General features: G+C 40.6%; 26 protein-coding genes and 1 pseudogene. 21 read left to right on the top strand and 6 right to left on the bottom strand.

Translation table 11 applies throughout. The features are described from left to right. The first annotated feature begins 133 nt into the window (after positions 1-133). The 3 genes from LC048_RS07040 to LC048_RS07050 all read left to right on the top strand — a co-directional run bounded on the left by LC048_RS07040 (position 134) and on the right by LC048_RS07050 (position 2,485). A complete protein-coding gene (locus LC048_RS07040) occupies positions 134-928 on the top strand; it encodes a thymidylate synthase (protein ID WP_226602343.1) in 795 nt (264 codons plus the stop codon). Continuing rightward, on the top strand, positions 925-1,413 hold the full coding sequence (locus tag LC048_RS07045) for a dihydrofolate reductase (protein ID WP_226602344.1): 489 nt from the start codon (positions 925-927) through the stop codon (positions 1,411-1,413). The genes LC048_RS07040 and LC048_RS07045 overlap by 4 nt, the downstream gene beginning before the upstream one ends. A gap of 340 nt (positions 1,414-1,753) precedes the next feature. Beyond that, a complete protein-coding gene (locus LC048_RS07050) occupies positions 1,754-2,485 on the top strand; it encodes a lysophospholipid acyltransferase family protein (protein ID WP_226602345.1) in 732 nt (243 codons plus the stop codon). Positions 2,486-2,569: 84 nt separating this feature from the next. Here LC048_RS07050 and LC048_RS07055 read toward each other — a convergent pair whose 3' ends face one another. Next, positions 2,570-2,791: a hypothetical protein gene (locus LC048_RS07055; RefSeq protein ID WP_226602346.1), complete on the bottom strand. Its 222-nt coding sequence runs from the start codon at positions 2,789-2,791 to the stop codon at positions 2,570-2,572. A 163-nt stretch (positions 2,792-2,954) separates the two neighbouring features. Between LC048_RS07055 and ilvA the strand changes: the two genes are divergently transcribed. From ilvA to LC048_RS07110, 11 genes are all read left to right on the top strand, one after another. After that, positions 2,955-4,223, top strand: a complete 1,269-nt coding sequence (gene ilvA / locus LC048_RS07060; protein ID WP_226602347.1) for a threonine ammonia-lyase IlvA — start codon at positions 2,955-2,957, stop codon at positions 4,221-4,223. 172 nt (positions 4,224-4,395) lie between these two features. Continuing rightward, positions 4,396-4,599 (top strand): twin-arginine translocase TatA/TatE family subunit, encoded by a 204-nt coding sequence (locus LC048_RS07065; protein ID WP_023627655.1) that lies wholly within the window; start codon positions 4,396-4,398, stop codon positions 4,597-4,599. Positions 4,600-4,701: 102 nt separating this feature from the next. Next, entirely contained in the window at positions 4,702-5,475 is a 774-nt protein-coding gene (tatC, locus tag LC048_RS07070) for a twin-arginine translocase subunit TatC (RefSeq protein WP_226602348.1), read from the top strand. 247 nt (positions 5,476-5,722) lie between these two features. After that, positions 5,723-5,974: a DUF2535 family protein gene (locus LC048_RS07075; protein WP_226602349.1), complete on the top strand. Its 252-nt coding sequence runs from the start codon at positions 5,723-5,725 to the stop codon at positions 5,972-5,974. Between the two features lie 208 nt (positions 5,975-6,182). After that, positions 6,183-7,025 carry a DegV family protein gene (locus LC048_RS07080; RefSeq protein ID WP_226602350.1) on the top strand — a complete coding sequence of 281 codons (843 nt, stop codon included), beginning with the start codon at positions 6,183-6,185 and terminating at the stop codon, positions 7,023-7,025. Between the two features lie 163 nt (positions 7,026-7,188). Further along, positions 7,189-7,497, top strand: a complete 309-nt coding sequence (locus tag LC048_RS07085) for a hypothetical protein (protein ID WP_306049839.1) — start codon at positions 7,189-7,191, stop codon at positions 7,495-7,497. Then, complete coding sequence (locus tag LC048_RS07090; RefSeq protein ID WP_306049841.1) at positions 7,497-8,819, top strand: ATP-binding protein; 1,323 nt, start codon at positions 7,497-7,499, stop codon at positions 8,817-8,819. Before LC048_RS07085 ends, LC048_RS07090 begins: the two co-directional genes overlap by 1 nt. Before the next feature lie 82 nt (positions 8,820-8,901). After that, positions 8,902-9,864, top strand: coding sequence for a nucleoside hydrolase (locus LC048_RS07095; protein WP_226602379.1), 963 nt, complete (start codon positions 8,902-8,904; stop codon positions 9,862-9,864). A gap of 98 nt (positions 9,865-9,962) precedes the next feature. Beyond that, on the top strand, positions 9,963-10,547 hold the full coding sequence (locus tag LC048_RS07100) for an SCO family protein (RefSeq protein ID WP_371932007.1): 585 nt from the start codon (positions 9,963-9,965) through the stop codon (positions 10,545-10,547). Between the two features lie 194 nt (positions 10,548-10,741). After that, entirely contained in the window at positions 10,742-11,554 is an 813-nt protein-coding gene (locus LC048_RS07105; protein WP_226602352.1) for an SGNH/GDSL hydrolase family protein, read from the top strand. A gap of 35 nt (positions 11,555-11,589) precedes the next feature. After that, positions 11,590-12,174, top strand: coding sequence for a YpmS family protein (locus LC048_RS07110; protein WP_226602353.1), 585 nt, complete (start codon positions 11,590-11,592; stop codon positions 12,172-12,174). 150 nt (positions 12,175-12,324) lie between these two features. Here LC048_RS07110 and LC048_RS07115 read toward each other — a convergent pair whose 3' ends face one another. Next, the gene (locus tag LC048_RS07115) at positions 12,325-13,086 is read right to left on the bottom strand and encodes a DUF4397 domain-containing protein (protein ID WP_306049843.1); all 762 of its coding nucleotides are present in this window, start codon (positions 13,084-13,086) and stop codon (positions 12,325-12,327) included. A 360-nt stretch (positions 13,087-13,446) separates the two neighbouring features. Between LC048_RS07115 and rsgA the strand changes: the two genes are divergently transcribed. From rsgA to LC048_RS07135, 4 genes and pseudogenes are all read left to right on the top strand, one after another. Then, positions 13,447-14,496 (top strand): ribosome small subunit-dependent GTPase A, encoded by a 1,050-nt coding sequence (rsgA, locus tag LC048_RS07120; RefSeq protein ID WP_306050470.1) that lies wholly within the window; start codon positions 13,447-13,449, stop codon positions 14,494-14,496. 145 nt (positions 14,497-14,641) lie between these two features. After that, positions 14,642-15,182, top strand: a pseudogene (gene msrA, locus LC048_RS07125) (peptide-methionine (S)-S-oxide reductase MsrA). Further along, the gene (msrB, locus tag LC048_RS07130; RefSeq protein ID WP_306050473.1) at positions 15,182-15,616 is read left to right on the top strand and encodes a peptide-methionine (R)-S-oxide reductase MsrB; all 435 of its coding nucleotides are present in this window, start codon (positions 15,182-15,184) and stop codon (positions 15,614-15,616) included. Before msrA ends, msrB begins: the two are co-directional and overlap by 1 nt. A 45-nt stretch (positions 15,617-15,661) precedes the next feature. After that, a complete protein-coding gene (locus LC048_RS07135; protein ID WP_306049847.1) occupies positions 15,662-16,162 on the top strand; it encodes a PTS sugar transporter subunit IIA in 501 nt (166 codons plus the stop codon). Between the two features lie 116 nt (positions 16,163-16,278). On the opposite strand, the gene LC048_RS07140 is transcribed toward LC048_RS07135, so the two are convergent. From LC048_RS07140 to LC048_RS07155, 4 genes are all read right to left on the bottom strand, one after another. After that, positions 16,279-16,851 carry a DUF502 domain-containing protein gene (locus tag LC048_RS07140; protein ID WP_226602357.1) on the bottom strand — a complete coding sequence of 191 codons (573 nt, stop codon included), beginning with the start codon at positions 16,849-16,851 and terminating at the stop codon, positions 16,279-16,281. 63 nt (positions 16,852-16,914) lie between these two features. Continuing rightward, a complete protein-coding gene (locus tag LC048_RS07145) occupies positions 16,915-17,274 on the bottom strand; it encodes a hypothetical protein (protein WP_306049848.1) in 360 nt (119 codons plus the stop codon). Then, a complete protein-coding gene (locus tag LC048_RS07150) occupies positions 17,237-17,533 on the bottom strand; it encodes an SGNH/GDSL hydrolase family protein (RefSeq protein WP_306049850.1) in 297 nt (98 codons plus the stop codon). The genes LC048_RS07145 and LC048_RS07150 overlap by 38 nt, the downstream gene beginning before the upstream one ends. Positions 17,534-17,540: 7 nt before the next feature. After that, on the bottom strand, positions 17,541-18,011 hold the full coding sequence (locus LC048_RS07155; protein ID WP_306049852.1) for an SGNH/GDSL hydrolase family protein: 471 nt from the start codon (positions 18,009-18,011) through the stop codon (positions 17,541-17,543). 289 nt (positions 18,012-18,300) lie between these two features. Here LC048_RS07155 and LC048_RS07160 point away from each other — a divergent pair, with 289 nt between their 5' ends. The 3 genes from LC048_RS07160 to LC048_RS07170 all read left to right on the top strand — a co-directional run bounded on the left by LC048_RS07160 (position 18,301) and on the right by LC048_RS07170 (position 21,152). Next, positions 18,301-18,441, top strand: a complete 141-nt coding sequence (locus LC048_RS07160; protein ID WP_081742121.1) for a YjcZ family sporulation protein — start codon at positions 18,301-18,303, stop codon at positions 18,439-18,441. Between the two features lie 199 nt (positions 18,442-18,640). Continuing rightward, positions 18,641-20,107, top strand: a complete 1,467-nt coding sequence (locus tag LC048_RS07165; protein WP_306049854.1) for an NAD(P)/FAD-dependent oxidoreductase — start codon at positions 18,641-18,643, stop codon at positions 20,105-20,107. A 64-nt stretch (positions 20,108-20,171) separates the two neighbouring features. Continuing rightward, positions 20,172-21,152, top strand: coding sequence for a S66 family peptidase (locus LC048_RS07170; RefSeq protein ID WP_226602360.1), 981 nt, complete (start codon positions 20,172-20,174; stop codon positions 21,150-21,152). Positions 21,153-22,549: the final 1,397 nt, after the last annotated feature.

Below are 22,549 nucleotides of genomic sequence, written 5' to 3' on the forward strand. Positions count from 1 at the left end.
TTGCTATTTAGTGGTGTTTTGGCAGGAAATACGCAATCCATAGCAAAGTAATAATAGAATTCCTTCCACCATAGTTGATTTATTTGCTAAAATAGGAAAAAGAAATTCAACGTTTTGAAGGGCAGGGAAATTCATGAAACAATATCTAGAACTTTGCGAACATGTTTTGAACACTGGTGTAAAAAAAGAAGATCGGACAGGTACTGGTACCATCAGTACTTTCGGCTATCAAATGCGCTTTAACCTCCAGGATGGATTTCCGCTGCTAACAACCAAAAAGCTCCACTTACGATCAATCATCCATGAACTTCTATGGTTCCTGAATGGCGATACAAACGTGAAATACCTGCAGGAGAATGGGGTCCGCATCTGGAATGAATGGGCAGATGAAAATGGTGAATTGGGCCCGGTCTATGGCAGACAATGGCGTTCTTGGACAGGAGCAAACGGAGAAACGGTAGACCAGATTTCAGAATTGATTCATACCATTAAAACGAACCCTGATTCCAGAAGGATGATTGTCAATGCCTGGAATGTAGCTGAAATCGATAAAATGGCGTTGCCTCCATGCCATTGCATGTTTCAGTTTTATGTAGCTGATGGCAAGCTTTCCTGTCAGTTGTATCAAAGATCAGCAGATGTGTTTCTCGGCGTGCCGTTCAACATCGCTTCCTATGCGCTGCTGACCTTAATGGTCGCCCATGTCTGTGAGCTGGAGCCAGGCGAGTTCGTTCATACTTTCGGAGATACTCATATATACTCGAACCACGTGGAGCAAGTTAAACTTCAGCTTACCCGTGATCCTAAGCCATTGCCACAAATGAAAATCAACCCTGAAGTCAAATCCATATTTGATTTTAAATATGATGACTTCGAGTTGGTCAATTATGAAGCGCATCCGCATATCAAAGGGGTTGTCAGTGTATGATATCACTAATTTGGGCAATGGATGAAAACCGAGTCATCGGATACCATAACCAGCTACCGTGGAGGCTTCCGGAAGACCTTAAGTTCTTTAAGCGAGTGACGATGGGACATCCGATTGTTATGGGCAGGAAAACCTTCGATTCGATTGGAAAGCCTCTCCCGGGCAGAGAAAATATTGTCATTACACGGGATGAAAATTACAATCCAGAGGGCTGCACAGTGATGCATTCAATAGAGGAAATGGTAGCCTATGCCTCTGAGAACAACTCTGAAGAGATATTTGTCATCGGTGGAGCTGAAATTTTTAAGGAAGTACTACCAGAGGCAGACAAGCTTTATTTAACAATGATTCATCATCAGTTTGAAGGAGATACGTTTTTCCCGGTGTTCGACATTGATAAATGGGAGCTTGAATCAAGGGAAATCGGACTGAAGGATGAAAGAAATCCTTACGATTATGAGTTTTTGATTTATAAACGGAAGTAATGCCGAAGCAGTCCATAATAATTGGGCTGCTTTATTAATAGGTAAGTACTTTTGAAAAGTATTGAATCCTGGTTCATTCATGAAGCCAGCTCCAGCGCCTAGCCCCTCGAGTCGCTTCGGTCCCCTCAGGTGAAGTCAAAGAACGACTTCACCGGTCGACCCTCCAGCGCTTGTAGGGGCTAACCAAGACGCTTGTGCTTTTCTTATGCAGAATTCCGAATTTTTCGAGGCATGCGATCAATAAATTATCCTCAGTGATTCTGAAAAAATTATTTGAAGTATATAGTCTTGATTGATCTAATCCATTATAATGACAACAGAATAACATTAGGAGGATCCAATGCTTCGATTAATTGCGTGTTTTTTGTATATGGGCGGCTATCTTGTATATACCTTCCCAAGGCTTTCACGAGTAAAGAGACTGCCGGATGATATGAAATCAGATATAAAAAGACAACTAATTCATGATACACCAAAAAACTGGGCAAAAACTTTCATGGCACTCACAGGATCGCAGATAGAGGTAGAAGGACTTCATCACATTCCTGAAGGTCCAGTGCTGTTTGCCAGTAACCATGAGAGTAATTTTGATATACCTGTTCTTCTTGGCGCCATTGAAAAGCCTTTTGGATTCATTTCGAAAATAGAAGTGAAGAAGGTACCGGTTTTATCTTCCTGGATGGAAGCCATCAATTGTGTCTTTATTGACAGGAAGAATCGTGACAAAGCTGCTGATTCAATTATGTCAGGAGTGGAACTTTTAAAGAAAGGAAATTCACTGGTGATTTTCCCGGAAGGAACTAGAAGCAAAGGTGCTCCTGTAGGTCTTTTTAAAGCAGGCGGATTCCGTCTTGCGAAAGATTCTGGTGTTCCGATAGTCCCGATTTCAATCCAGGGCACAGCAGATGTATTTGAAAAAAATGGACGTCTTGTCAAACCTTCAAAAATAAAAGTAATCGTAAGTCCTCCAGTTTATAGACAGCATTATAAAGATAAAGAGCTGATTTCCCTTGCGGAAGAAATAAGGGATACCATCCTTCAATCCCGTAAGGAAAAAAGAATTGCCTCATAATCATTCTTTAAATGTCAACAGCCCCTGCTTATCGCAGGGGCTGTTCATTTTTAGAAAAAATGGCTGGATGATGTCATGGAGTTGTTATTCGAATTGTGAAAGGCTATTCATCATTTGTGTGAATTCTGCAGGTATGCAAAAATCGTCGGGTTTAAAGTTATCACGAATCCATCTTACCATTTCCAGCGGACTATTGAAGTACTCTCCGCTCGTATCACTTTTGCGAATCATATAGCGGCCATTGTCTTCATCTAGTGTTACCTCTACCGGCAAAGCCCCGTCATAACTGTTTAGTGAAAATTCCATTCTCATTCCCTCCAGCATATTTTCGTTATTATATGTTATTTTACTACCATTTTATTCAACATGAAAGCCTAGAATTTTAAATATTTAAAAAATTCAATCGCCATTAGTTTTTTTCATGTTATAATGGACAAATTAATATTTTTTTCAAAGTGAGGGTGACAAAATGGAACAAGATACTATGAGGAAAAAGTGGGTAAGTGTAGAGGATATCCTAATTGCCTATCGGCATCTTAAAGAGGTTGTTGCCCATACTCCATTGCAATTGAATGAGCGTTTATCTGAAAAATATGAAGCTGATATTTATTTAAAGCGCGAGGACTTGCAGCATGTCCGTTCATTTAAATTAAGGGGCGCTTATTATTCAATGAAGTTATTGTGGGAAAAAGGGCTTGATCATGGTGTGGTATGCGCTAGTGCAGGTAATCATGCTCAAGGTGTAGCATATGCATGCCGGCAGCTGAAAGTAAACGGAAAAATTTTTATGCCAGCGACAACTCCTGGCCAAAAAGTCAGCCAGGTGGAAATGTTCGGCCGTGAGTTCGTCGAGATTGTCCTGGTCGGGGATACATTCGATGATTCATATCGGGAGGCGCAGCTATGTGCTCAAAAAGAAGGAAGGGAATTCATCCATCCCTTCGATGATGAAAAAGTGATTGCCGGACAGGGAACTGTTGCGGTGGAGATCTTGAATGATTGTCAGGATTCTGTTGACTATATCATCGCAAGTATTGGTGGTGGCGGCTTAATGGCAGGATTGAGTACATATATAAAAAGCGTATCGCCGACCACCAGACTGGTTGGAGTTGAGCCTAGCGGTGCAGCCTCCATGCGAGCTGCTTTTGACCAAAATGGTGTTATTCCCCTAAAGCAAATTGATACATTCGTAGATGGAGCAGCTGTAAAATGCGTAGGCAGTAAGACATTTGAAATTTGTAAGGAAAATGTGGGGAGATTAGTTGCAGTTCCAGAAGGGAAAGTGTGTACATCTATTCTCGAGCTATATAATGAGCATGCGATTGTAACTGAACCGGCAGGAGCATTGCCGATTGCTGCCCTGGATCTTCTCGGTGATGAGATAAAAGGAAAGTCAGTTGTATGTATCGTAAGCGGCGGCAACAACGATATCAGCAGGATGCAGGAGATTAAGGAAAGGTCGCTCCTCCATGAAGGTTTGCTGCATTACTTTATTGTTAATTTCCCGCAGCGTGCAGGTGCGTTGCGTGAATTCCTTGATAACGTACTTGGGCCTGGGGACGATATTACAAGGTTTGAGTACACTAAGAAAAATAATAAAGAAAGCGGTCCGGCTCTCGTCGGAATTGAATTGAAGAACAGGCAGGATTACCCGAGACTGATCGCCAGTATGGAAAATAAGGGTTTTGACTTCATGGAATTGAATAAGGACAATCAGCTGTTTAATTTACTGGTATAATATTTATAATAGATAATTGAAGATAGATGTTATAAAATAAGAAATGTCACACTTTGTTGGATTACTTAGATCTTTGTGAATTTCTTATGAACTTTCACGTGATACTTCCACTTTGGGGAGTAAAAGTACTATAATCATAGTAGATTTACAATATGAAAAAGGAGATGTTGATATGTTATCAAACATCGGAGTTCCTGGACTAATTTTGATCCTTGTATTAGCCTTGATTATCTTTGGACCAAAGAAGCTTCCAGAAATCGGACGTGCATTTGGACAGACGCTTCGTGAATTCAAGAAGTCAACTCGTGAATTGACAAGCGACGTAATGGAAGATTTCGAAGAAGAAAAGAAGGAAATTACGAAAGTTACTAAATAAGGTGTAAGATGCTTATGTCTTACACCTTTTTTCTTAAAAGGCTAATAAAAGACAGGCTTTATTCAAGAAATGCACCAAACGGAATTGGCAGGGGATTGTTATATGGACGATAAAGAATTAAATCTGGTGGATCATCTCGATGAGCTGCGGAACAGGCTGATTGTTTCGGCTGTAGCATTCATTATTTTCTTTGGCATAGGTTTCTTCTATGTTAAGGAAATATATAACTTTTTTGTCCGGGATTTGGACGTAAAGTTAATAGTATTGGGTCCAAGTGATATCGTATGGATTTACTTCATGCTTGCCACCATCATCGCGATTGCTGGTACGATTCCGGTATTGGCCACACAGATTTGGCTTTTTGTCAAACCAGCACTCAGGCCGATTGAAAGGAAAATATCACTTTCGTATATCCCGGCTTTATTTATATTATTCCTCGTGGGTCTTGCTTTTGGATACTTTGTGATTTTCCCGACGGTTCTGAATTTCCTCGTGGAACTTAGCGGGGATATGCTTGTTACGAACTTTACAGCAGAAAAGTATTTCAAGTTCATCATGAATATGACCCTACCATTTGGAGTACTGTTCGAATTGCCGGTTGTCGTCATGTTTTTGACTTCCTTGGGAGTCATTAATCCTTACGTCCTTGTTAAGGTAAGGAAGTATGCTTACTTTATTTTGATTGTCATTTCAGTCGTTATTTCACCGCCTGATTTCATGTCAGATATCCTGGTTACGATTCCGCTCCTGGTTTTGTATGAAATTAGCGTGAACTTATCCAAATTTGTTTACAAACGTAAGCTGAAGAAGGAAAAAGAATGGCAAGAGCAATATGGGGATATGGACGAGGATAGCGAAGAGGAATCATCCTTGTAAGTAAGGATATGGATCAAGATCTAAAACAAGCATAAACAGACATTCAAACGTGTGGAATTTCCACACGTTTTTCTGTGACCAAAATCTCTATAAGCACCCATATTTTTCATTTGGAATTCATGAAGAATACTAAGTTATCGGCATCAAAAAAGTTTAAAAAAAATATTTTTATCTCCGTAAACAGACACATTTCGACCCTGATTTAGGGTATAATATATTCAAACGGGTATAAAAGAGGATTGATATTTTGTTATTCAAAAGCCTAGAGTTCAAAAATGTTGTTGGACAGAAGGTTAAAGTCGTGGATATTCCTGTGTTGGAAGAAGAGAGCACCTATTATTTTATGATCCAAGTCCGTTTGCAAACTTTTATTACAGCGATCTATCAGGAAAGAAACGCAAAAATGTTTTATTCTTTTAAAGAGTATCTAAAAAGAGTTATGAAGTGGCCGGATTATGAGCAGTTATTCAAATCGGCTGAATTGAAAAATAACGCCTGATGATTCATTTTTGAAGCGCCTTGACAAAGGCGCTTTTGTTCTTTTTTCGGATTTGATTTTATGGCTAAACAAATCCGGAAAATTGTCTATTTTCACTAAAATTCTAGCATTCTAAAACAAATTACAGGAACGAATGTAAATATTTTTATTTGCATTTCATAATAGGTATAATAGTCATAATCTAGTGTTTTGATAGGGATGTGAATTTATGGCTAAGATTAAGATTGTAACTGATTCTACTTGTGATTTGAATGGTGACATCATTGAAAAATGGGGAATTATCGTTGTCCCGTTATCGATTTCTATTAATGGTGAAAATTATTTAGATAGAGTGGATATCAGCCCAAAAGAATTCATGGAAAAGATGAAAGCTGCTCCAGAATTGCCAAAGAGCTCGCAGCCGCCTGCGGGGGAATTTTTGAAGGTGTATGACGAGTTGGCTGCGGATGGGTTTGAAATTATTTCTATACATATGACAGGTGGTATGAGCGGTACAGTACGTTCTGCAGAAAGTGCTGCCCAAATGACTAGTGCTAAGGTAAATGTGGTTGATTCCCGCTTTATTTCGAAAGCTTTAGGATTTCAAGTTCTTGAGGCTGCCCAGATGGCCGCTGCCGGTAAAACAGTTGAACAAATAGTAACAAGGCTGGATGAGATAAGAGAACAAACCCGCCTTTTTGTCGTCGTGGATACCCTTGAGAACTTAGTTAAGGGAGGACGGATAGGCAAAGGAAAAGCAATGATTGGCTCATTATTAAATATTAAACCAATTGCGTCACTCGAAGGTGGAGAATATACTCCTGTCTCTAAAGCAAGAAGCCATAAGCAAGTTGTAAAATACCTTTCAGATCAATTTGCCGCAGATATTAAAGGGAAATCCATTAAAGGGGTAGGGCTTACCCATGCAGAGGGAATAGGCCTCGCTGAGAAAGTGAAAGAAGCTGTTTTTGAGATTTCCGGATATGAAGACTATTCCATTGAAGAAACAACGCCAATTGTAAGTACTCATACTGGACCAGGCGCTATTGGGTTCATGTATTACTTTGAATAATTGAATAAGAAAAAATCGTTCAAGTCCTGAATTTTAAAATTTCAGGGCTTTTTTGTTGTTTTTGATCACTCAAAGTTTTTTAAAAATACAGGATATTCAAAGGATTATGTCGAATATTTGAAAATATTCACTTTAGCATAGAACGGAACGTGACAACGAAAATATGAAGCTAAACGTAATGAACCTGCCATTATTCAAAAAGATACTAATGTTCTCATTTATGATCACAACGGTTGTCGTCGTATTGATAATGGGTACGAGCTTCTACCTGCAGTCAAAACAATTGAAGACTCAAATGGCTGACAAAGTTGAAGGAGTCGCAGGAATTTGGTCAGCTACAATTGATCCAGAGGATGTTAGAAAAGCTGATGAATTACGGGATAAGTCAGACCCTTCAATCAAGCGTCTTGAGAAGCTTTTGACTATGGTGGGAGATAAGAGTTCGTCATTCCTCGGGGCAAATTCTATGTAATGCTGCCTGAAGAATACCCAAATCAGAAGGTGTATATCCTTTCTGCATCTGATATTTACAGGGATTACTCATTTGATTCCCTGATGTATTATGATGCAGGTGAAGAATTTATAAGTGCATATCGAAATACAAGGGAAAATAAGACAATAACGAGTACAGATGTATTCACTGATCAATACGGATCTTGGGTTTCATCCTTCGCCCCAATTACAGATAACAGTGGAAATGTGGTGGCCATTCTTGGAATAGATGCAAAGGCATCCATCATCAAGGAAAACCAAATGGAAATACTCTTGCTGTTATTATTGGAGATGGCGGCCATCCTGGCTGTTGTGTATATAATCCTGCATTGGGGACTTAGGAAGGTCATGAAACCGGTAGATGATTTGTTTTTTGGCATCAAAGAGATCAGTTCTGGAAATTTCACCGTCAAACTGCCAGTGCATGATCAATCAGAGTTAAGTTTATTGAGCGAAAAATTCAATGAAATGGCTTCCCAGCTCTCCCAGCTATTCGAGAGGGTGTCAGCCGCATCAAAGCAGCTGGGCCAAACACACCTGGAGGATAAGGAGTCGCTCTTATTAGAAGAAGCAATAAACACAATGGAAGATATATATGAACATACAAAACTTCAGCAGGAGCTTCAGCGTGCGGAGAAAATGAACGCAATAGGCCAGCTGGCTGCCTCTGTTGCCCATGAAATCAGAAATCCCATGACTGTTGTGAAAGGTTTTCTGCAAATTTTCCTTTCAAAAGAAATGGCTGAGGAAGATCATATGTATTTAAAGCTTATGATTGAAGAGTTGAATAGGGCGGAGACAATCATCAATGACTATTTGAGTCTAGCTAAACCTGATGTTGGTAAACTTGTTATCATCGATGGCCGTGAGATGGCGGAGCAAGTAATGGATCTGATGAGCTCTTACGCCATGATGTCGAAAAACATTTCTTTGCATACTGAAATCAAGAATCAGGTGAAAATAAAGGGCAATAAAAGTGAATTGAAACAAGTTCTTATCAATATCCTGAAAAATGGCATTGAGGCTATGGGTGAGGGTGGAAAGCTTTGCGTGACGCTTGAGGAGCAAGGAAGTTTCGGTGTTTTTGTCATCAAGGATACGGGCACCGGGATGACTGCGGAGGAGATTTCAAGACTAGGAACGGCTTTTTATTCTTTGAAGGAACGGGGAACAGGCATGGGGCTGATGGTATGCTACCAGATTGTTGAAAGAATGAAAGGACAGATAAAGGTATCAAGCAAAAAAGGTGAAGGTACCACGTTTGAGATAATGGTCCCGATCTTTACAGAAGACCCTGAGTAAAATTCAGGGTTTTTTAAATTTTTGCCATTATTTTCAAAGACCTAAGTATAATTTATAAAGGAGGTGCCCGGACTTGAAAAAAGTGCTTTTTTTTAGTGATTTTGGGATAGATGACAATATTGCTGTCATATACGCATTTTTTAGTAAGGAGATAGAACTTGTTGGTGTAGTTGCCGATTATGGTAATGTTTCAAAACAAGATGCTCTTCGAAATGCCGCTTATTTGCAAAAGCTTACAGGGAGACCTGATGTTCCAGCTTTTGCGGGTGCAGAAATGCCATTAACAGGAGATCGGCCTGAATTTGTCCCTGAAGTCCACGGCACTGAAGGGTTCGGTCCAATCATCCCTGATATTGATGGAGATTACACACTTGAAAACTTCCATGGCATTCAGGGAATCATCGAAAAAAATCCTGATGAAATCATAATCGTCAATGTAGGAAGGCTATCATCACTTGCGGCTGCTTTCATCCTATATCCTGAGACGATGAAAAAAGTAAAGGATTTTTACATTATGGGCGGTGCATTCAACGAACCTGGGAATGTGACGCCAGTGGCTGAAGCAAATTTCTACGGAGATCCCTATGCAGCAAATATTGTATTGACACAGGCAAAACCACCTGTGAAAATCATTCCGCTTAATGTGACAAGTGGAGCGATCGTGACGCCGGCATTGATCAATGAGTTAGATAGATATTACCAAACTATCGGAAGTGAAGTAGGAAAGCTGGTGAGGCCAATGTTCGATTATTACTATAAGTTTTATAAAGAACGAAATCCGGATTTGACGGGTGCCCCTCTTCACGATGTTCTTACATTATGGGCGCTGGTAAAAGAATCGCATGTGGTTTACCATGAAATCCCGGTTAAAATTGTCGTAAATAAAGGGGAGGCATTTGGTCAAAGCATTGGGGATTTCAGGAATTCAATAGATAAAGCTGAATATCCAGCTCATAAAGTGGCTGTTAACTTCAGTTATACAGAGTTCAGCAAAGATTTCTTCACTACGATGAAAAATTCACAAGTTCACAATGGCACAAGGTAAATGATGATAAATTCACACTTCTTTCATACCTTTTTCTTTCTTCTCTCAAATGCGTCTGCTAAAATTGTCTATGGACATTATTCGAAAGATTGCAGGTGATGATTTTGAAAAAGGTTTTTACACTACTCATGCTTGCAGCATTAGTCATCTTTGCTGCGGGCTGTGGAAACAGCGGATTAAAGGATGCAAAAAACTATCCTGTTGAGGATTTTACTTTCACGAATCAAGATGGTGAACCATTTAGCAAAGCGGATTTAGAAGGACAAGTCTGGATGGCAAGCTTTATTTTCACGAATTGTGCCGATGTATGCCCGCCAATGACAGCGAATATGTCGAAGCTTCAGGATATGATTGAAGAAGAGGGGCTTAAGGACGTGGAGATTGTTTCCTTCAGTGTAGACCCTTCGGTGGACAATCCTGAGGCACTTATGGAATATGGCAAGAAGTTCAATGTTGATTTCAAGAACTGGTCGTTCCTTACAGGATATACACAAGAGGAAATAGAAAAATTCGCGCTTGAGAATTTTAAGACTCTTGTCAAGAAACCGGAAACAGGAGATCAGGTCATTCATGGTACTGATTTTTATCTTGTCGATCAAAACGGGGATATGAGGAAATATTATACCGGATTGAAGGAAGTTCCTTTTGAACAAATAATTGAAGATATTAAAGCACTTCAATAGGCCACATTTGTGGCCTGTTTTTTTGGGTCGAGGAATAAGCATCACGAGTTTGAACAAATTAAATAATCATTCCGACCTCCAAAATGCGTTTGTAAGACCGCCAACAAAGATAAAGAGAGCAAAAATGCGTAAGTAACACCTGAAGTGGCATTAAATGTTATAATAATAATACTTTTAAAGGCAGGTGATGAATATTGTTGAAGAAATTCACCTTACTTTATGCTGTACTGGCAATTGTCATAATATTAGGATCCTGCAGTCAGTTTGAAAGTTTGCAAATAGGGAACTTCAATAAGGTCAAGGAAACAGGAATGGAAATCAAGGAACCATTGCCGACTTCATTTTTTCCAAAGGATTTGCATATTGTTGCTGCAGGAGATTCGCTGACACAGGGTGTTGGAGACAGTACGAATGGTGGGGGATATATCCCATATCTTGCTGAGCAGCTTGAAAAAGAAAAGACAATAAAGAATGCGAATTTCGAGAATTTTGGAGTGCGGGGCAATAGGACCGACCAGCTTCTTAAGAGACTGAAAAACAAAAATGTACAATCTTCTATTGAAGAAGCCGACTTGATTTTGTTAACAATCGGCGGGAATGATTTGATGAAGGTTGTCAAAGAGAATTTCTCAAGCCTAAAACTAAATCAATTCAAAACAGAACAAAAATTATTCGCTATGCAGCTGCAGGAAATTTTCATGTCAATTCGAATCCAAAATCAAGAAGCACCGATCGTTTTAGTCGGGCTCTACAATCCATTTTACAATTGGTTTGCAGATGTTAAGGAAATGAATTTAATAGTTGACGAGTGGAACGGTGAAAGCCTTTCGATAGTTAAGCAGGATGGGAATGCCTACTTTGTCGATATTGATGATATTTTTCGTAATTATGAAGAAAATCTGTTATATACTGATTATTTTCACCCAAATGACCGGGGATACCAATTAATTGCTGATAGGATCTATGAAATCCTTGATGAACAGGTCATCGACTACATGTCTTATTAAGGTCCAAAGATTGGGAAGAGGAGTTACAAAGATAAATGAAAAAAAATAAATGGAAAATCGGATTTTTTATTCTATTGGGTGTCATGATTGCAGCCATCCTGTTAATTTGGATACTTATAGCATCACCACTGGAGGAAACAAAATTAGAAGAAGGAGCGAATGGCTCTGGAACGGATGATGTAGCTTTTAATGTCTCGACAAACAAACGTGACTTAAACAAAGTAATCAACCATTACTTAGAAGAAGAAGCAAAAAACAGTCAGATTAATTACGAAGTATTGCTTACTGATGAAGTTGAATTATATGGGACGCTGCCACTTTTCAGTCAAGAACTGGAATTGAAGTTGACCTTTGAACCGCAAGCGTTGAAGAATGGTGATTTAATTTTGAACCAGAGATCCATTTCAGTGGGGAAACTCAATCTTCCTGTATCAACCGTACTCAAATTTGTTCGTGACAGTTATGATATGCCGGATGCTGTCAATATCCAGCCAAAGGAAGAAAGAGTATATGTATCTATGCAGAGACTGAAGCTGAAAAGTGATATCAAGGTTCGTGTGAATAAGTTTGATTTGAAAAAGGACAATATTAAATTCACCCTGCTGGTTCCAGCGGATTAGAAGGTACTTTATGGTGCCTTCTTTTTATTTTTTGGTTTCGGAAAGGAAAGGAAATGTTATTAAATTGAGGGAGTAAAACTAGAAAAGAATAGATTGGTAGGCCAAATGAAGAAGTGCAGAAAAAAAAGTCAGGCCGGGCGACCGGCCTCTTTATCCTTGCAATAAAATTACTTCTATTGGCGGTTCCCCTTTAGCAGTGCCCACCGCGACGATTGTGTAGGCATTGTTTGGCTCCAATTTCACATCAGGAATCGTAACAACCGTATTCTTAGTACCGGCTATTTTTGCTTCTAGCGTGACGGTCATTGGGGTCAGGGCCAGATAGGTTGTTGCCTGTTTATAAGATACGTTCGGGAAAATTACATCACCATTTTTCCCTGCGATGTCTACAGCAGGAGCGTCAGGGGATAGGTGGATAAATCGGGCTTTAGTTTCTCCTACAGGTGTCTGCGGGTTGTCTTCAAATGTTAGCAGCCTTAGCTTATTGGCTGGTCCGGCAATGGCAGCTGTATAAATCCGCCCTGGTTCTACCGTAATCTTTTTACTGATTACAGTAGAAACACTATCTCCTGCAGGATAGATGTCGATCTGATATTTTCCTGGCTGTAGCTGCATGTGGCTGCTGTTCGTTTTATAACTGAAGTCGCGGAGCACTCTGCTGCCATTTACATAAATATCGACGTCCTCCACCTCTGGGGATGCGTGCAAAAAACGCAACATGGATGGTAATGTGTTGGATTGACTAACCGGTACCGTATGAGAGCGCATTGACTGGACAGCCTTATTTATATTGCGCAGGTGTTTGTGGTAATACATGACGTGCCTATTTGGGTCAAGATATTTATAATAATTAGCCAACAAATCATACATGACCGCTTTATGCAGGTAATCACTCTGGTTCCTATTGGACATACCCCTCACTCCTAAATTTTAATGAATGCTCAAATGTAAAATATGCAATTTGGGCGCAATAGGTGCGAAACAGCTTCAATGGCTATTCTAAAAAGTTTGAATTTAAGCTTTACAAGCGGAATGTTTTTCCATATACTATAAATAACTTAACGAGAGGCAGGTGGAGTGCAATGAGCAGGAAGTTAAATGTATTGATGATGTTGGTTACTTGTTGCACGTCCCACTAACCTAAGCGGATCAACAGACTATTAGTCTTTTTTTCTCCATGCTTATGAACCACGGGCTGTGCGTGCCTGTGGTTTTTTTATATTATGGAAAGTATGGAGGAAATGAGAATTGAAAACAAATAAAAACATTGGAATGACGGCTGAATTGAATAGTCTCTTTATAGAAAAATACCCTGATGGATTCAAACTGGGCAGGGTGGCGTTAGAGCATAAGCATAGTTACAGGATATGGCTGGAAGATAGGGAATATCTTTGTACTCTAGCTGGTAAATTAGCATTTGAGGCAGTCGGGCGTGAAGACCTGCCAGCAGTTGGTGACTGGGTTGCCGTGCAAACTTCTCCAGGAGAATTGAAAGGGGTTATCAAGGGAATCTTGCCGCGTAAAAGCAAGTTTTCCAGAAAGGCTGCCGGTCATGTTACCGAGGAGCAAATAGTCGCAGCGAATGTTGATACTGTGTTCATCGTCAACTCACTTAATGATGATTTAAATTTAAGAAGGATTGAGCGTTACCTGCTGCTTGCTTGGGAAAGTGGTTCCAACCCTGTCATCATTTTAAGCAAAGCTGATTTAGCCACAGACCTAGATGCCAAAATAGACCAGGTTGCAGCCGTGGCGATTGGGGTCCCTGTAATTGCAGTAAGCGTTCTTGAAGGAATGGGCCTTCAGGAGCTTCAACCATATCTTGCTCCTGGTAAAACAGTGACCTTAATAGGTTCTTCAGGAGTCGGCAAGTCAAGTCTTGTCAATTATTTCACCGGATATGAAAAGCAGCTGGTTCAGGAAATCAGGGAAACAGATGATAAAGGCAAGCATACTACGACCCATCGGGAAATGGTTCTTCTTCCAGGAGGAGCGATACTGATTGACACACCGGGCATGAGGGAAATCCAGCTTTGGACGAGTGAGGAAGGTATCAAGGAAAGCTTCAGTGATATTGAAGAATATGCTGAAGGCTGCAAATTTCGCGATTGCAGTCATTTAAACGAACCAGGCTGTGCGGTGAGATCAGCCATTAGCGAAGGTCTACTCAGTGAAAATAGGCTTGTAAGCTATAAAAAGCTGCAAAAAGAACTGGCCTATATTGACAGGAAGCTGGATAAAAAGGCGCAAGCTGAAGAAAAGAAACACTGGAAAAACATTAGTAAGGAAGTCCGCCATCATTCAAAGCACAAACAGAAATAATGAAAAGCTCCTTCTCTGGAAGGGGCTTTTACTGATTAAGCATTCTGAATGTGTTTTTTGCTTTAAAAGATATACAATAGGGAATAAGTATTTGAGTAGAGTATTTTCATTCATTTATCCAAAGCATGAAAGAAGAGGTGTCACTATGGAAAAAGGTAATCATGAGCTTGCGACATTTGCCGGAGGCTGCTTCTGGTGTATGGTAAAGCCGTTTGATGAGCAGCCGGGGATTGTCAGTGTTGTTTCCGGCTATACTGGAGGCACGACTGAGAATCCTACATATGAACAGGTGTGCAGCGAGACAACTGGCCATTATGAAGCAGTACAAATCACTTTCGATCCAGACATTTTCCCTTATGAGAAGCTGCTGGAACTATACTGGCAGCAAATAGATCCGACCGATCCTGGAGGGCAGTTTTACGACAGGGGACTATCATACCAAACCGCGATCTTTTATAATAATGAAAGCCAAAGAGAGTTAGCAGAAGAATCGAAAAAAAAAGCTTGGGGAAAGCGGAGTATTTAAGAAGCCGATCGTAACGCCAATCCTGCCAGCAAAACCATTTTATCCTGCAGAGACATACCATCAGCATTATTATAAGAAAAACCCAGAGAGATATAATGCTTATCAGGTTGGTTCAGGACGTTCAGCTTTTATTAAGAATCATTGGGGGGAAAAGCAATGATGAAAAAAAATCAAGCGGAGTTAAAGAAAAAATTGACTCCCATGCAGTATGAGGTTACGCAAAATAACGGGACAGAACCACCTTTCAGGAATGAATATTGGAATGACTTAAGAGAGGGTATCTACGTCGATGTCGTCTCAGGCAAGGCATTATTTAGTTCCAGAGATAAATATGATGCTGGATGCGGCTGGCTGAGCTTCACTAAGCCAATTATTGATGAAGAAGTCATTGAAAAACAAGACAGAAGTCATTTTATGGTCAGAACTGAAGTGCGGAGCAAAACAGCAGATTCTCATTTGGGCTATGTGTTTGATGATGGACCAGGAGAAAATGGTTTGCGATATTGCATTAATTCGGCTGCACTAAGGTTTATTCCTAAAGAAAAAATGGAAGAGGAAGGATATGGGGAGTATCTGAAGCTGTTCCAGGATTAATCCAGAGATTTTTTCATACTTCTTAGAATGGAAGGGATGATTCGTATGTTTAAGAAGCTATTCGGGAAAAAAGAAGAACCTTTAAAAACAATTCAGCTGGTAGCACCAATGACAGGGAACGCAGTAAATTTAAGTGCAGTTCCGGATCCAGTTTTTTCTGAAAAAATGATGGGGGACGGATTGGCAATTGAACCGTCAGAGGGAGTTGTCGTCTCTCCGATTGATGGTGAAATCATGCAGGTATTCCCGACTAAGCACGCGGTTGGAATCAGGGCGAAAAACGGCGCAGAGATATTGATTCATATTGGATTGGAAACTGTTTCACTCAAGGGAGAAGGCTTCGAAACACATGTAAAGCAAGGTGATACAGTCAAGGCAGGGGAGAAGCTAGTGACCTTTGATATTGGAATTATCAGCGAAAAGGCTAAGAGTACGGTAACACCGGTCATTATCACCAACACAGATCAAGAGGCCTCTTTGAAGGTTTTAACAGAAGGAAATGTTGAAAAGGGAGAGACAGGGATCCTTGAGGTGACGTTTGACTAATGAATTCACTTTTTCAGGATGCCCGGCAGTTAGGAAAGCATCCGAAAACAACTGTAAGGGCAAAATGAAAACAGCCGCTGATTCAGCGGCTGTTTTCATTAACAGACTTTTGGCCATTAGCGGGATGTCATTCCGCCAGAGAGAATGAATTTCATGGCATCTTCTGGTTTAACATCAATGATTTCTACCTCGGTCCTGGGAATCAGGATAGTGAATCCTGCAACCTGGAATGTTTGAGGTACGTAGACAGCAACATGATCTGACAATGGCTCATGGAATGCCTGCAGATTTTCTGTAGTAATGAAGCCAAGGCTCTTCATATTAGTACCTGGAATCGTAACTAAAGCGACCTTGGAAAACGACTTTTTATCACCAAGAAAAGAATGGACTGTATCCTTTATAACAGAATATACCGTCTTGACGAAAGGAGTTGTTTCCAATAGCCTGTCAATGAGCTTGATGATGCTTCCGGTGATGAATCGGGTGGACAACCATCCTAAAATGGTGATAAGGATAAGGGTCGTCAGAAGACCGATACCTGGAATGTACCTTTCTTGCAAATATGGCTTCAGAACATTCCCAAGAAGGCTGTCCAAAAACATGAATGTCTTATAAATGACATAAATAACGAGAATGATCGGGACAATTGTCAGGATCCCATTAATGAAATTTTTCAATACACTCTTCATAATTAACTCCTTATACAAAACTTATGGAAGTATCATACACATATTACCTTGATTTTTCTATGATTAATTTTCCTTATCCTTGGCGACGATTATGGATGAAATCTGAATCAATGATCTTTCACTCGTAGTGCTTGGCGATGGACTTTCTGCCGGTTCAAACCGAACGGTGTGTTCGCCATGATCCAAGCCGCTCGCGATATAAAGATATCTTTCACGAGTAAAAGGCCACCAGGTGGAAAGTGTCCTGACATATTCCCCGTCAATAAAAACATTCAGCATTCCACCATTCGGACTTCGGATGGCCTCCACCCCAAGGATGGAGCCTTCGAAGTTGTACTCGAGATAATCTCCAAGACCTTTGCTTATATTTATTCCATTTTCTATCCTAAAACCTTTTCGTGCAGAAACTAGCTTTTTTTTCATACAAGTATAAGGTTTGGCCCCTCGTTAATGGCTTTGGCAGACTGGCAATCTCGGCATCTATTTCGATATTATACTTGATCAATTCAAGTATGGAGGAAGCGTACAACTGATAACCATTGCCGTTTGGATGTACCATATCAGTCGTTAGCTGTTCTGTGAGCATTCCTGATTGCTTGAAGGGAATGCGCATGTCCAATGTCTTTGCTTCGTAATGGGTGGAAACTCTTTTAATGGCATCAGCAAATTGTTCTTGTCTCAATGGACTTTCAATGATGGTGATAATTTCTGAACCAGGGTAACGCTCTTTGGCATCTCGGATTAATTTTTCGTAAAAAAAAGGTAAACTGTTCGGGATTCATGTATTTACGGTCATTTTCGCCAAAAACTATAAAGATGAGATCGATGTCAGGAAATTTCGGAGCTTTCTGGAGTTTGTATATTCCTTCGAAGGTAGTTGCTCCGCTTTGGACAAGCATATTCCGGCGTGCACGGGAAACACTGAAATCCTTTATAAGAACTTCCAGCTGGCTGTACCAGCGCAAATTATTATTTTCTGCACCAGCGCCACGGCCAATGCTGTCTCCGATGATCAAATAATTAAATGATATACCCGCTTCGATTTTTTCATATACTGTTAAATCCTTGGAAAGGTAATGTTCTGACTGTATCGCTAAAAAAGAAATAACTGCCGCGGTAATGAAAACTATACTGAAAATCTTCTTAACGCTGAATTTCATTCTTAATGGTATCCCTCCGGTAAAAAAATCTTTGTCCATATTTTATCGGTTATTTCTGGACAATTATAATTAAATTTTTCTTTTAAAATTCAGCGGAAATCTCGCTCTTGTAAACAGCCTTAATGATAAAATCGATAAATTTGAAAAAATGGGCTAATGCACAAACGGGTCAAGTACCCATATCATACCGTAAAGAGAAAGCAATTCAAAAACAAACGAGGAGTGGTTTTTAATGTACGGATATGATAATGCCCCAATGCCTGTAAATGCACCGATGGCAACAGCACCAATGCATGGCACTTTCTGTGGCGGAGGTTATCCTTATGCAGGAGTAGGCGGTGCTGGTTACGGATACGGCGGTTTTGCATTGATCGTTGTTCTGTTCATCTTGTTAATCATCATTGGTGCTTGCTGCAGCTATAACTGGTAAAAACAAAAAGAACTGAAAATAAAGTATGTGGAGAGGTTGTCTGACAGCAGGCAGCCTCTTATTTTAATTTTATTCATTAAAACACGAACGATAAAATGAGTATTATAATTAATAGTTCGTAATTTTAATTGACTACCTTGCTTTCATTTGTTATATTTACCAATGGTTAAGCAAATAACTGATTGGCGGGGGATGCTGTATGAATACAAACTATGATGTGATTGTCGTTGGAGCAGGTCCGGCAGGTATATTTACTTGTTATGAATTATCTTTGAAGATGCCTGAAGCGAAAGTCTTGCTTGTTGACAAAGGCCACGATATTTATCGGAGGAACTGCCCGATTTTACAAAAGAAGATTGAAAAATGTCCGCCAGCAGCAGGGAAGAAAGATTTTGCCGGTTGCCTGCCGGCATGTTCGATTACGAATGGGTTTGGCGGTGCCGGAGCCTATTCGGATGGAAAGTTCAACATTACAAGTGAATTCGGCGGATGGATGACGGATTATCTTCCTGATTCAAAAGTTGTCGAATTAATAAAATATGTAGATGCAATCAATTTAAATCATGGCGCAACCGAAAGTATCACAGATCCGATGACAGATAAGGTCCGTGAAATTGAGCGAAGAGGCTATGCTGCCGGATTGAAGCTGCTAAGGGCACAGGTACGCCATCTTGGTACTGAGCAGAATCTCGAGATCTTGAAAAATATTTTTGAGTACTTAAAAGATAAAGTTGATATGGCATTCAAGACAGAAATCCAGGATTTGATTACCGAAAAAACACCAGAAGGCTATAAAGTCACAGGTATTGAGCTTAGGAACGGTGACAATATATTTGCTGATAAAGTTGTAGTTGCCCCTGGCCGTGACGGATCCAAGTGGCTGACACAGTTATTGAAAAAAAGAAGGCTCAAAATGATCAATAACCAGGTCGATATTGGCGTTCGTGTTGAAACATCAAATGTTGTCATGGAAGAAATAAATGAACATTTATATGAAGGTAAATTTATTTTTAATACATCCGTGGGAACTAGCGTGAGAACATTCTGCAGCAATCCATCTGGACATGTTGTTGTCGAGAACCATTCTGGGATCATGCTTGCTAATGGCCATGCTTATAAAGATCCGAATCTGGGAAGCGGGAATACAAACTTTGCTTTGCTCGTATCTCATACTTTCTCTGAGCCATTTGACAAGCCTAATGAATATGCACATGAAATTTCCAGGCTGGCAAACAGCCTTTCCAATGGCGGTCTGATCGTCCAGAAATACGGTGATATTTTAAAAGGGCGGAGATCCACAGAAAAAAGGATTAAAGAAGGATTTCTGGAACCTACCATGAAAGAGGCGGTGCCAGGAGATCTAGGACTCGTTCTTCCATATAACACACTCAAGAGTTTAATCGAAATGACGGAAGCACTCAACCAAGTTACTCCTGGTCTGGCTTCAGAACATACTTTGTTTTACGGAGTTGAGGCGAAATTCTATTCCGCAAGACCAAAGCTGAATGACAGGTTTGAAACGGAAATCAGCTGCCTGTATGTTGGCGGGGACGGTGCCGGCATCACTAGAGGACTGGCTCAGGCAAGCGCATGCGGAGTATGGATTGCGACCGATATAATTCAAAAATCCAAGACTGGACGGAAAACAGAGCCTGCACTTGTCTAAACATGCTTACACTCTTCCTATTCTTTGATAAAATAAACCTAAATACAGAAGAGGCGGGGAGAGTATGATTGCACCTAGATTATTGCCAGGGGATGAAATAAGAGTAATCGCACCAGCGACCAGCATGATTATTTTAAAAGAGGCTCAGGTTGATTTGGCTGTTGAAAGGCTGACTAAGCTTGGATTCAATGTGACATTCGGTAAGAACGCAGATGCGCATGATGAGTTTTTCAGCTCTTCGATAGCAGAAAGAATCCAGGATTTGCATGATGCTTTTGGGGATCCAAATGTAAAAGGAATCCTTACTGCGATTGGCGGATATAACTCTAATCAATTGCTTAAGTACATTGATTTTGATTTAATTGCTGCCAATCCGAAGATTTTTTGCGGATATAGCGATATTACAGCGCTTCAGCTGGCTATCTATCAGAAAGCTGGTCTCGTTACTTACTCAGGGCCCCATTTCTCGAGCTTCGGCGTGAAACATGGACTTGATTATTCAATGGAATCATTTTTAGAGGCAGTCACCAATGATGCTCCATATGAAGTGATACCATCTACAACATGGTCTGACGACGCCTGGTATCTCGACCAGGAAAATCGGACTTTCCACGAACAAAATGGCTACCTGATTCTCCAGGAAGGAGAAGCCGAGGGGAAACTGATCGGGGGAAATCTCTGTACGATGAACCTGCTTCAGGGTACAGAATTCATGCCTTCCCTGAAAGATAGCATCCTGTTCATTGAAGATGACGAAGAAAGCCATTCCAGAAGCTTTGACAGGGACCTGCAATCACTGCTGCATCTCCCAGATTCTGATTCAATAAAAGCTCTATTGATAGGACGATTCCAAAAGAACTCCAATATTACCGAAGAGGCATTAAGGAAGATTATATCCAGCAAGGAAGAGTTGCGGAATATACCAATCATCGCCAATGTAAACTTTGGACATGTCCAGCCTTTTGCCACATTGCCTATTGGGGCAGTTGCAACAATAAAGGCAGAGCGTGGCCAAACGGAGATCTTTATCGAACAAAAAGAATAGGGTTTACAATTATTACGGCACCTTTTTATGGGTGCCTTTTTTTTTTGCCTGGATTTGCAGATTTTGTATCAAGAAAAAAAGGAGAGAATATCTGTCCGAAATAGGTGCAGGTTCGGACAAAACAGCCGTTGGAAAAGCAGAATTTGTCCGAAGTCACCCCGGGTTCAGACAAAACAGTCGATGGAAGAGCAAAATTTGTCTGAAGTCACCCCGGGTTCGGACAAAACAGCCGTTGGAAAAGCAGAATTTGTCCGAAGTCACCCCGGGTTCGGACAAAATAGCTAGTGAATGAATAGAATTTGTCCGAAGTCACCCCGGGTTCAGACAAAACAGCCGTTGGAAAAGCAGAATTTGTCCGAAGTCACCCCAGGTTCGGACAAAACAGCCGATGGAAGAGCAAAACTTGTCCGAAGTCACCCCATGTTCAGACAAAATAGCTGGTGAATGAACAGAATTTGTCCGAAATCACCCCGGGTTCGGACAAAATAGCTAGTGAATGAATAGAATTTGTCCGAAGTCACCCCGGGTTCAGACAAAACAGCCGTTGGAAAAGTAGAATTTGTCCGAAGTCACCCCAGGTTCGGACAAAATAGCTAGTGAATGAATAGAATTTGTCCGAAGTCACCCCGGGTTCGGACAAAACAGCCGTTGGAAAAGCAGAATTTGTCCGAAGTCACCCCGGGTTCGGACAAAATAGCTAGTGAATGAATAGAATTTGTCCGAAGTCACCCCGGGTTCAGACAAAACAGCCGTTGGAAAAGCAGAATTTGTCCGAAGTCACCCCGGGTTCGGACAAAATAGCTAGTGAATGAATAGAATTTGTCCGAAGTCACCCCGGGTTCAGACAAAACAGCCGTTGGAAAAGCAGAATTTGTCCGAAGTCACCCCAGGTTCGGACAAAACAGCCGATGGAAGAGCAAAACTTGTCCGAAGTCACCCCGGGTTCAGACAAAATAGCTGGTGAATGAACAGAATTTGTCCGAAATCACCCCGGGTTCGGACAAAACAGCCGTTGAAAAAGCAGAATTTGTCCGAAATCACCCCGGGTTCGGACAAAACAGCCGTTGAAAAAACAGAATTTGTCCGAAGTCACCCCGGGTTCGGACAAAATAGCTGGTGAATGAATAGAATTTGTCCGAAGTCACCCCGGGTTCAGACAAAACAGCAGGTGGAAAAGCAGAATTTGTCCGAAGTCACCTCGGGTTCAGACAAAATAGCCAACGGAAGAGCAGAACTTGTCCAATGTAGGCAGGCAGTCCTCAATTATAAATATGATCTACATCCATCCTTCCCAAGAATCCAATACCAATACCACTTATTTTTTACAACTTAACGAAAGATTCCCATTTTCAATTCATACACTTTACAGAATGTCCATTTAATTTTAATTGCGGTGA

It is taken from the genome of Mesobacillus subterraneus (assembly GCF_020524355.2).
Taxonomy (GTDB): domain Bacteria; phylum Bacillota; class Bacilli; order Bacillales; family Cytobacillaceae; genus Mesobacillus; species Mesobacillus subterraneus_C.

What these genes read in the sequence shown, in the direction of transcription:
- LC048_RS07040 (WP_226602343.1), top strand. Translation starts at nt 134, where the DNA reads ATGAAACAATATCTAGAACTTTGCGAACATGTTTTGAACACTGGTGTA.
- LC048_RS07045 (WP_226602344.1), top strand. Translation starts at nt 925, where the DNA reads ATGATATCACTAATTTGGGCAATGGATGAAAACCGAGTCATCGGATAC.
- LC048_RS07050 (WP_226602345.1), top strand. Translation starts at nt 1,754, where the DNA reads ATGCTTCGATTAATTGCGTGTTTTTTGTATATGGGCGGCTATCTTGTA.
- LC048_RS07055 (WP_226602346.1), bottom strand. Translation starts at nt 2,791, where the DNA reads ATGGAATTTTCACTAAACAGTTATGACGGGGCTTTGCCGGTAGAGGTA.
- ilvA (WP_226602347.1), top strand. Translation starts at nt 2,955, where the DNA reads ATGGAACAAGATACTATGAGGAAAAAGTGGGTAAGTGTAGAGGATATC.
- LC048_RS07065 (WP_023627655.1), top strand. Translation starts at nt 4,396, where the DNA reads ATGTTATCAAACATCGGAGTTCCTGGACTAATTTTGATCCTTGTATTA.
- tatC (WP_226602348.1), top strand. Translation starts at nt 4,702, where the DNA reads ATGGACGATAAAGAATTAAATCTGGTGGATCATCTCGATGAGCTGCGG.
- LC048_RS07080 (WP_226602350.1), top strand. Translation starts at nt 6,183, where the DNA reads ATGGCTAAGATTAAGATTGTAACTGATTCTACTTGTGATTTGAATGGT.
- LC048_RS07085 (WP_306049839.1), top strand. Translation starts at nt 7,189, where the DNA reads ATGAAGCTAAACGTAATGAACCTGCCATTATTCAAAAAGATACTAATG.
- LC048_RS07090 (WP_306049841.1), top strand. Translation starts at nt 7,497, where the DNA reads ATGCTGCCTGAAGAATACCCAAATCAGAAGGTGTATATCCTTTCTGCA.
- LC048_RS07100 (WP_371932007.1), top strand. Translation starts at nt 9,963, where the DNA reads ATGATTTTGAAAAAGGTTTTTACACTACTCATGCTTGCAGCATTAGTC.
- LC048_RS07110 (WP_226602353.1), top strand. Translation starts at nt 11,590, where the DNA reads ATGAAAAAAAATAAATGGAAAATCGGATTTTTTATTCTATTGGGTGTC.
- LC048_RS07115 (WP_306049843.1), bottom strand. Translation starts at nt 13,086, where the DNA reads ATGTCCAATAGGAACCAGAGTGATTACCTGCATAAAGCGGTCATGTAT.
- rsgA (WP_306050470.1), top strand. Translation starts at nt 13,447, where the DNA reads ATGACGGCTGAATTGAATAGTCTCTTTATAGAAAAATACCCTGATGGA.
- msrB (WP_306050473.1), top strand. Translation starts at nt 15,182, where the DNA reads ATGAAAAAAAATCAAGCGGAGTTAAAGAAAAAATTGACTCCCATGCAG.
- LC048_RS07135 (WP_306049847.1), top strand. Translation starts at nt 15,662, where the DNA reads ATGTTTAAGAAGCTATTCGGGAAAAAAGAAGAACCTTTAAAAACAATT.
- LC048_RS07140 (WP_226602357.1), bottom strand. Translation starts at nt 16,851, where the DNA reads ATGAAGAGTGTATTGAAAAATTTCATTAATGGGATCCTGACAATTGTC.
- LC048_RS07145 (WP_306049848.1), bottom strand. Translation starts at nt 17,274, where the DNA reads ATGAAAAAAAAGCTAGTTTCTGCACGAAAAGGTTTTAGGATAGAAAAT.
- LC048_RS07155 (WP_306049852.1), bottom strand. Translation starts at nt 18,011, where the DNA reads ATGAAATTCAGCGTTAAGAAGATTTTCAGTATAGTTTTCATTACCGCG.
- LC048_RS07160 (WP_081742121.1), top strand. Translation starts at nt 18,301, where the DNA reads ATGCATGGCACTTTCTGTGGCGGAGGTTATCCTTATGCAGGAGTAGGC.
- LC048_RS07165 (WP_306049854.1), top strand. Translation starts at nt 18,641, where the DNA reads ATGAATACAAACTATGATGTGATTGTCGTTGGAGCAGGTCCGGCAGGT.
- LC048_RS07170 (WP_226602360.1), top strand. Translation starts at nt 20,172, where the DNA reads ATGATTGCACCTAGATTATTGCCAGGGGATGAAATAAGAGTAATCGCA.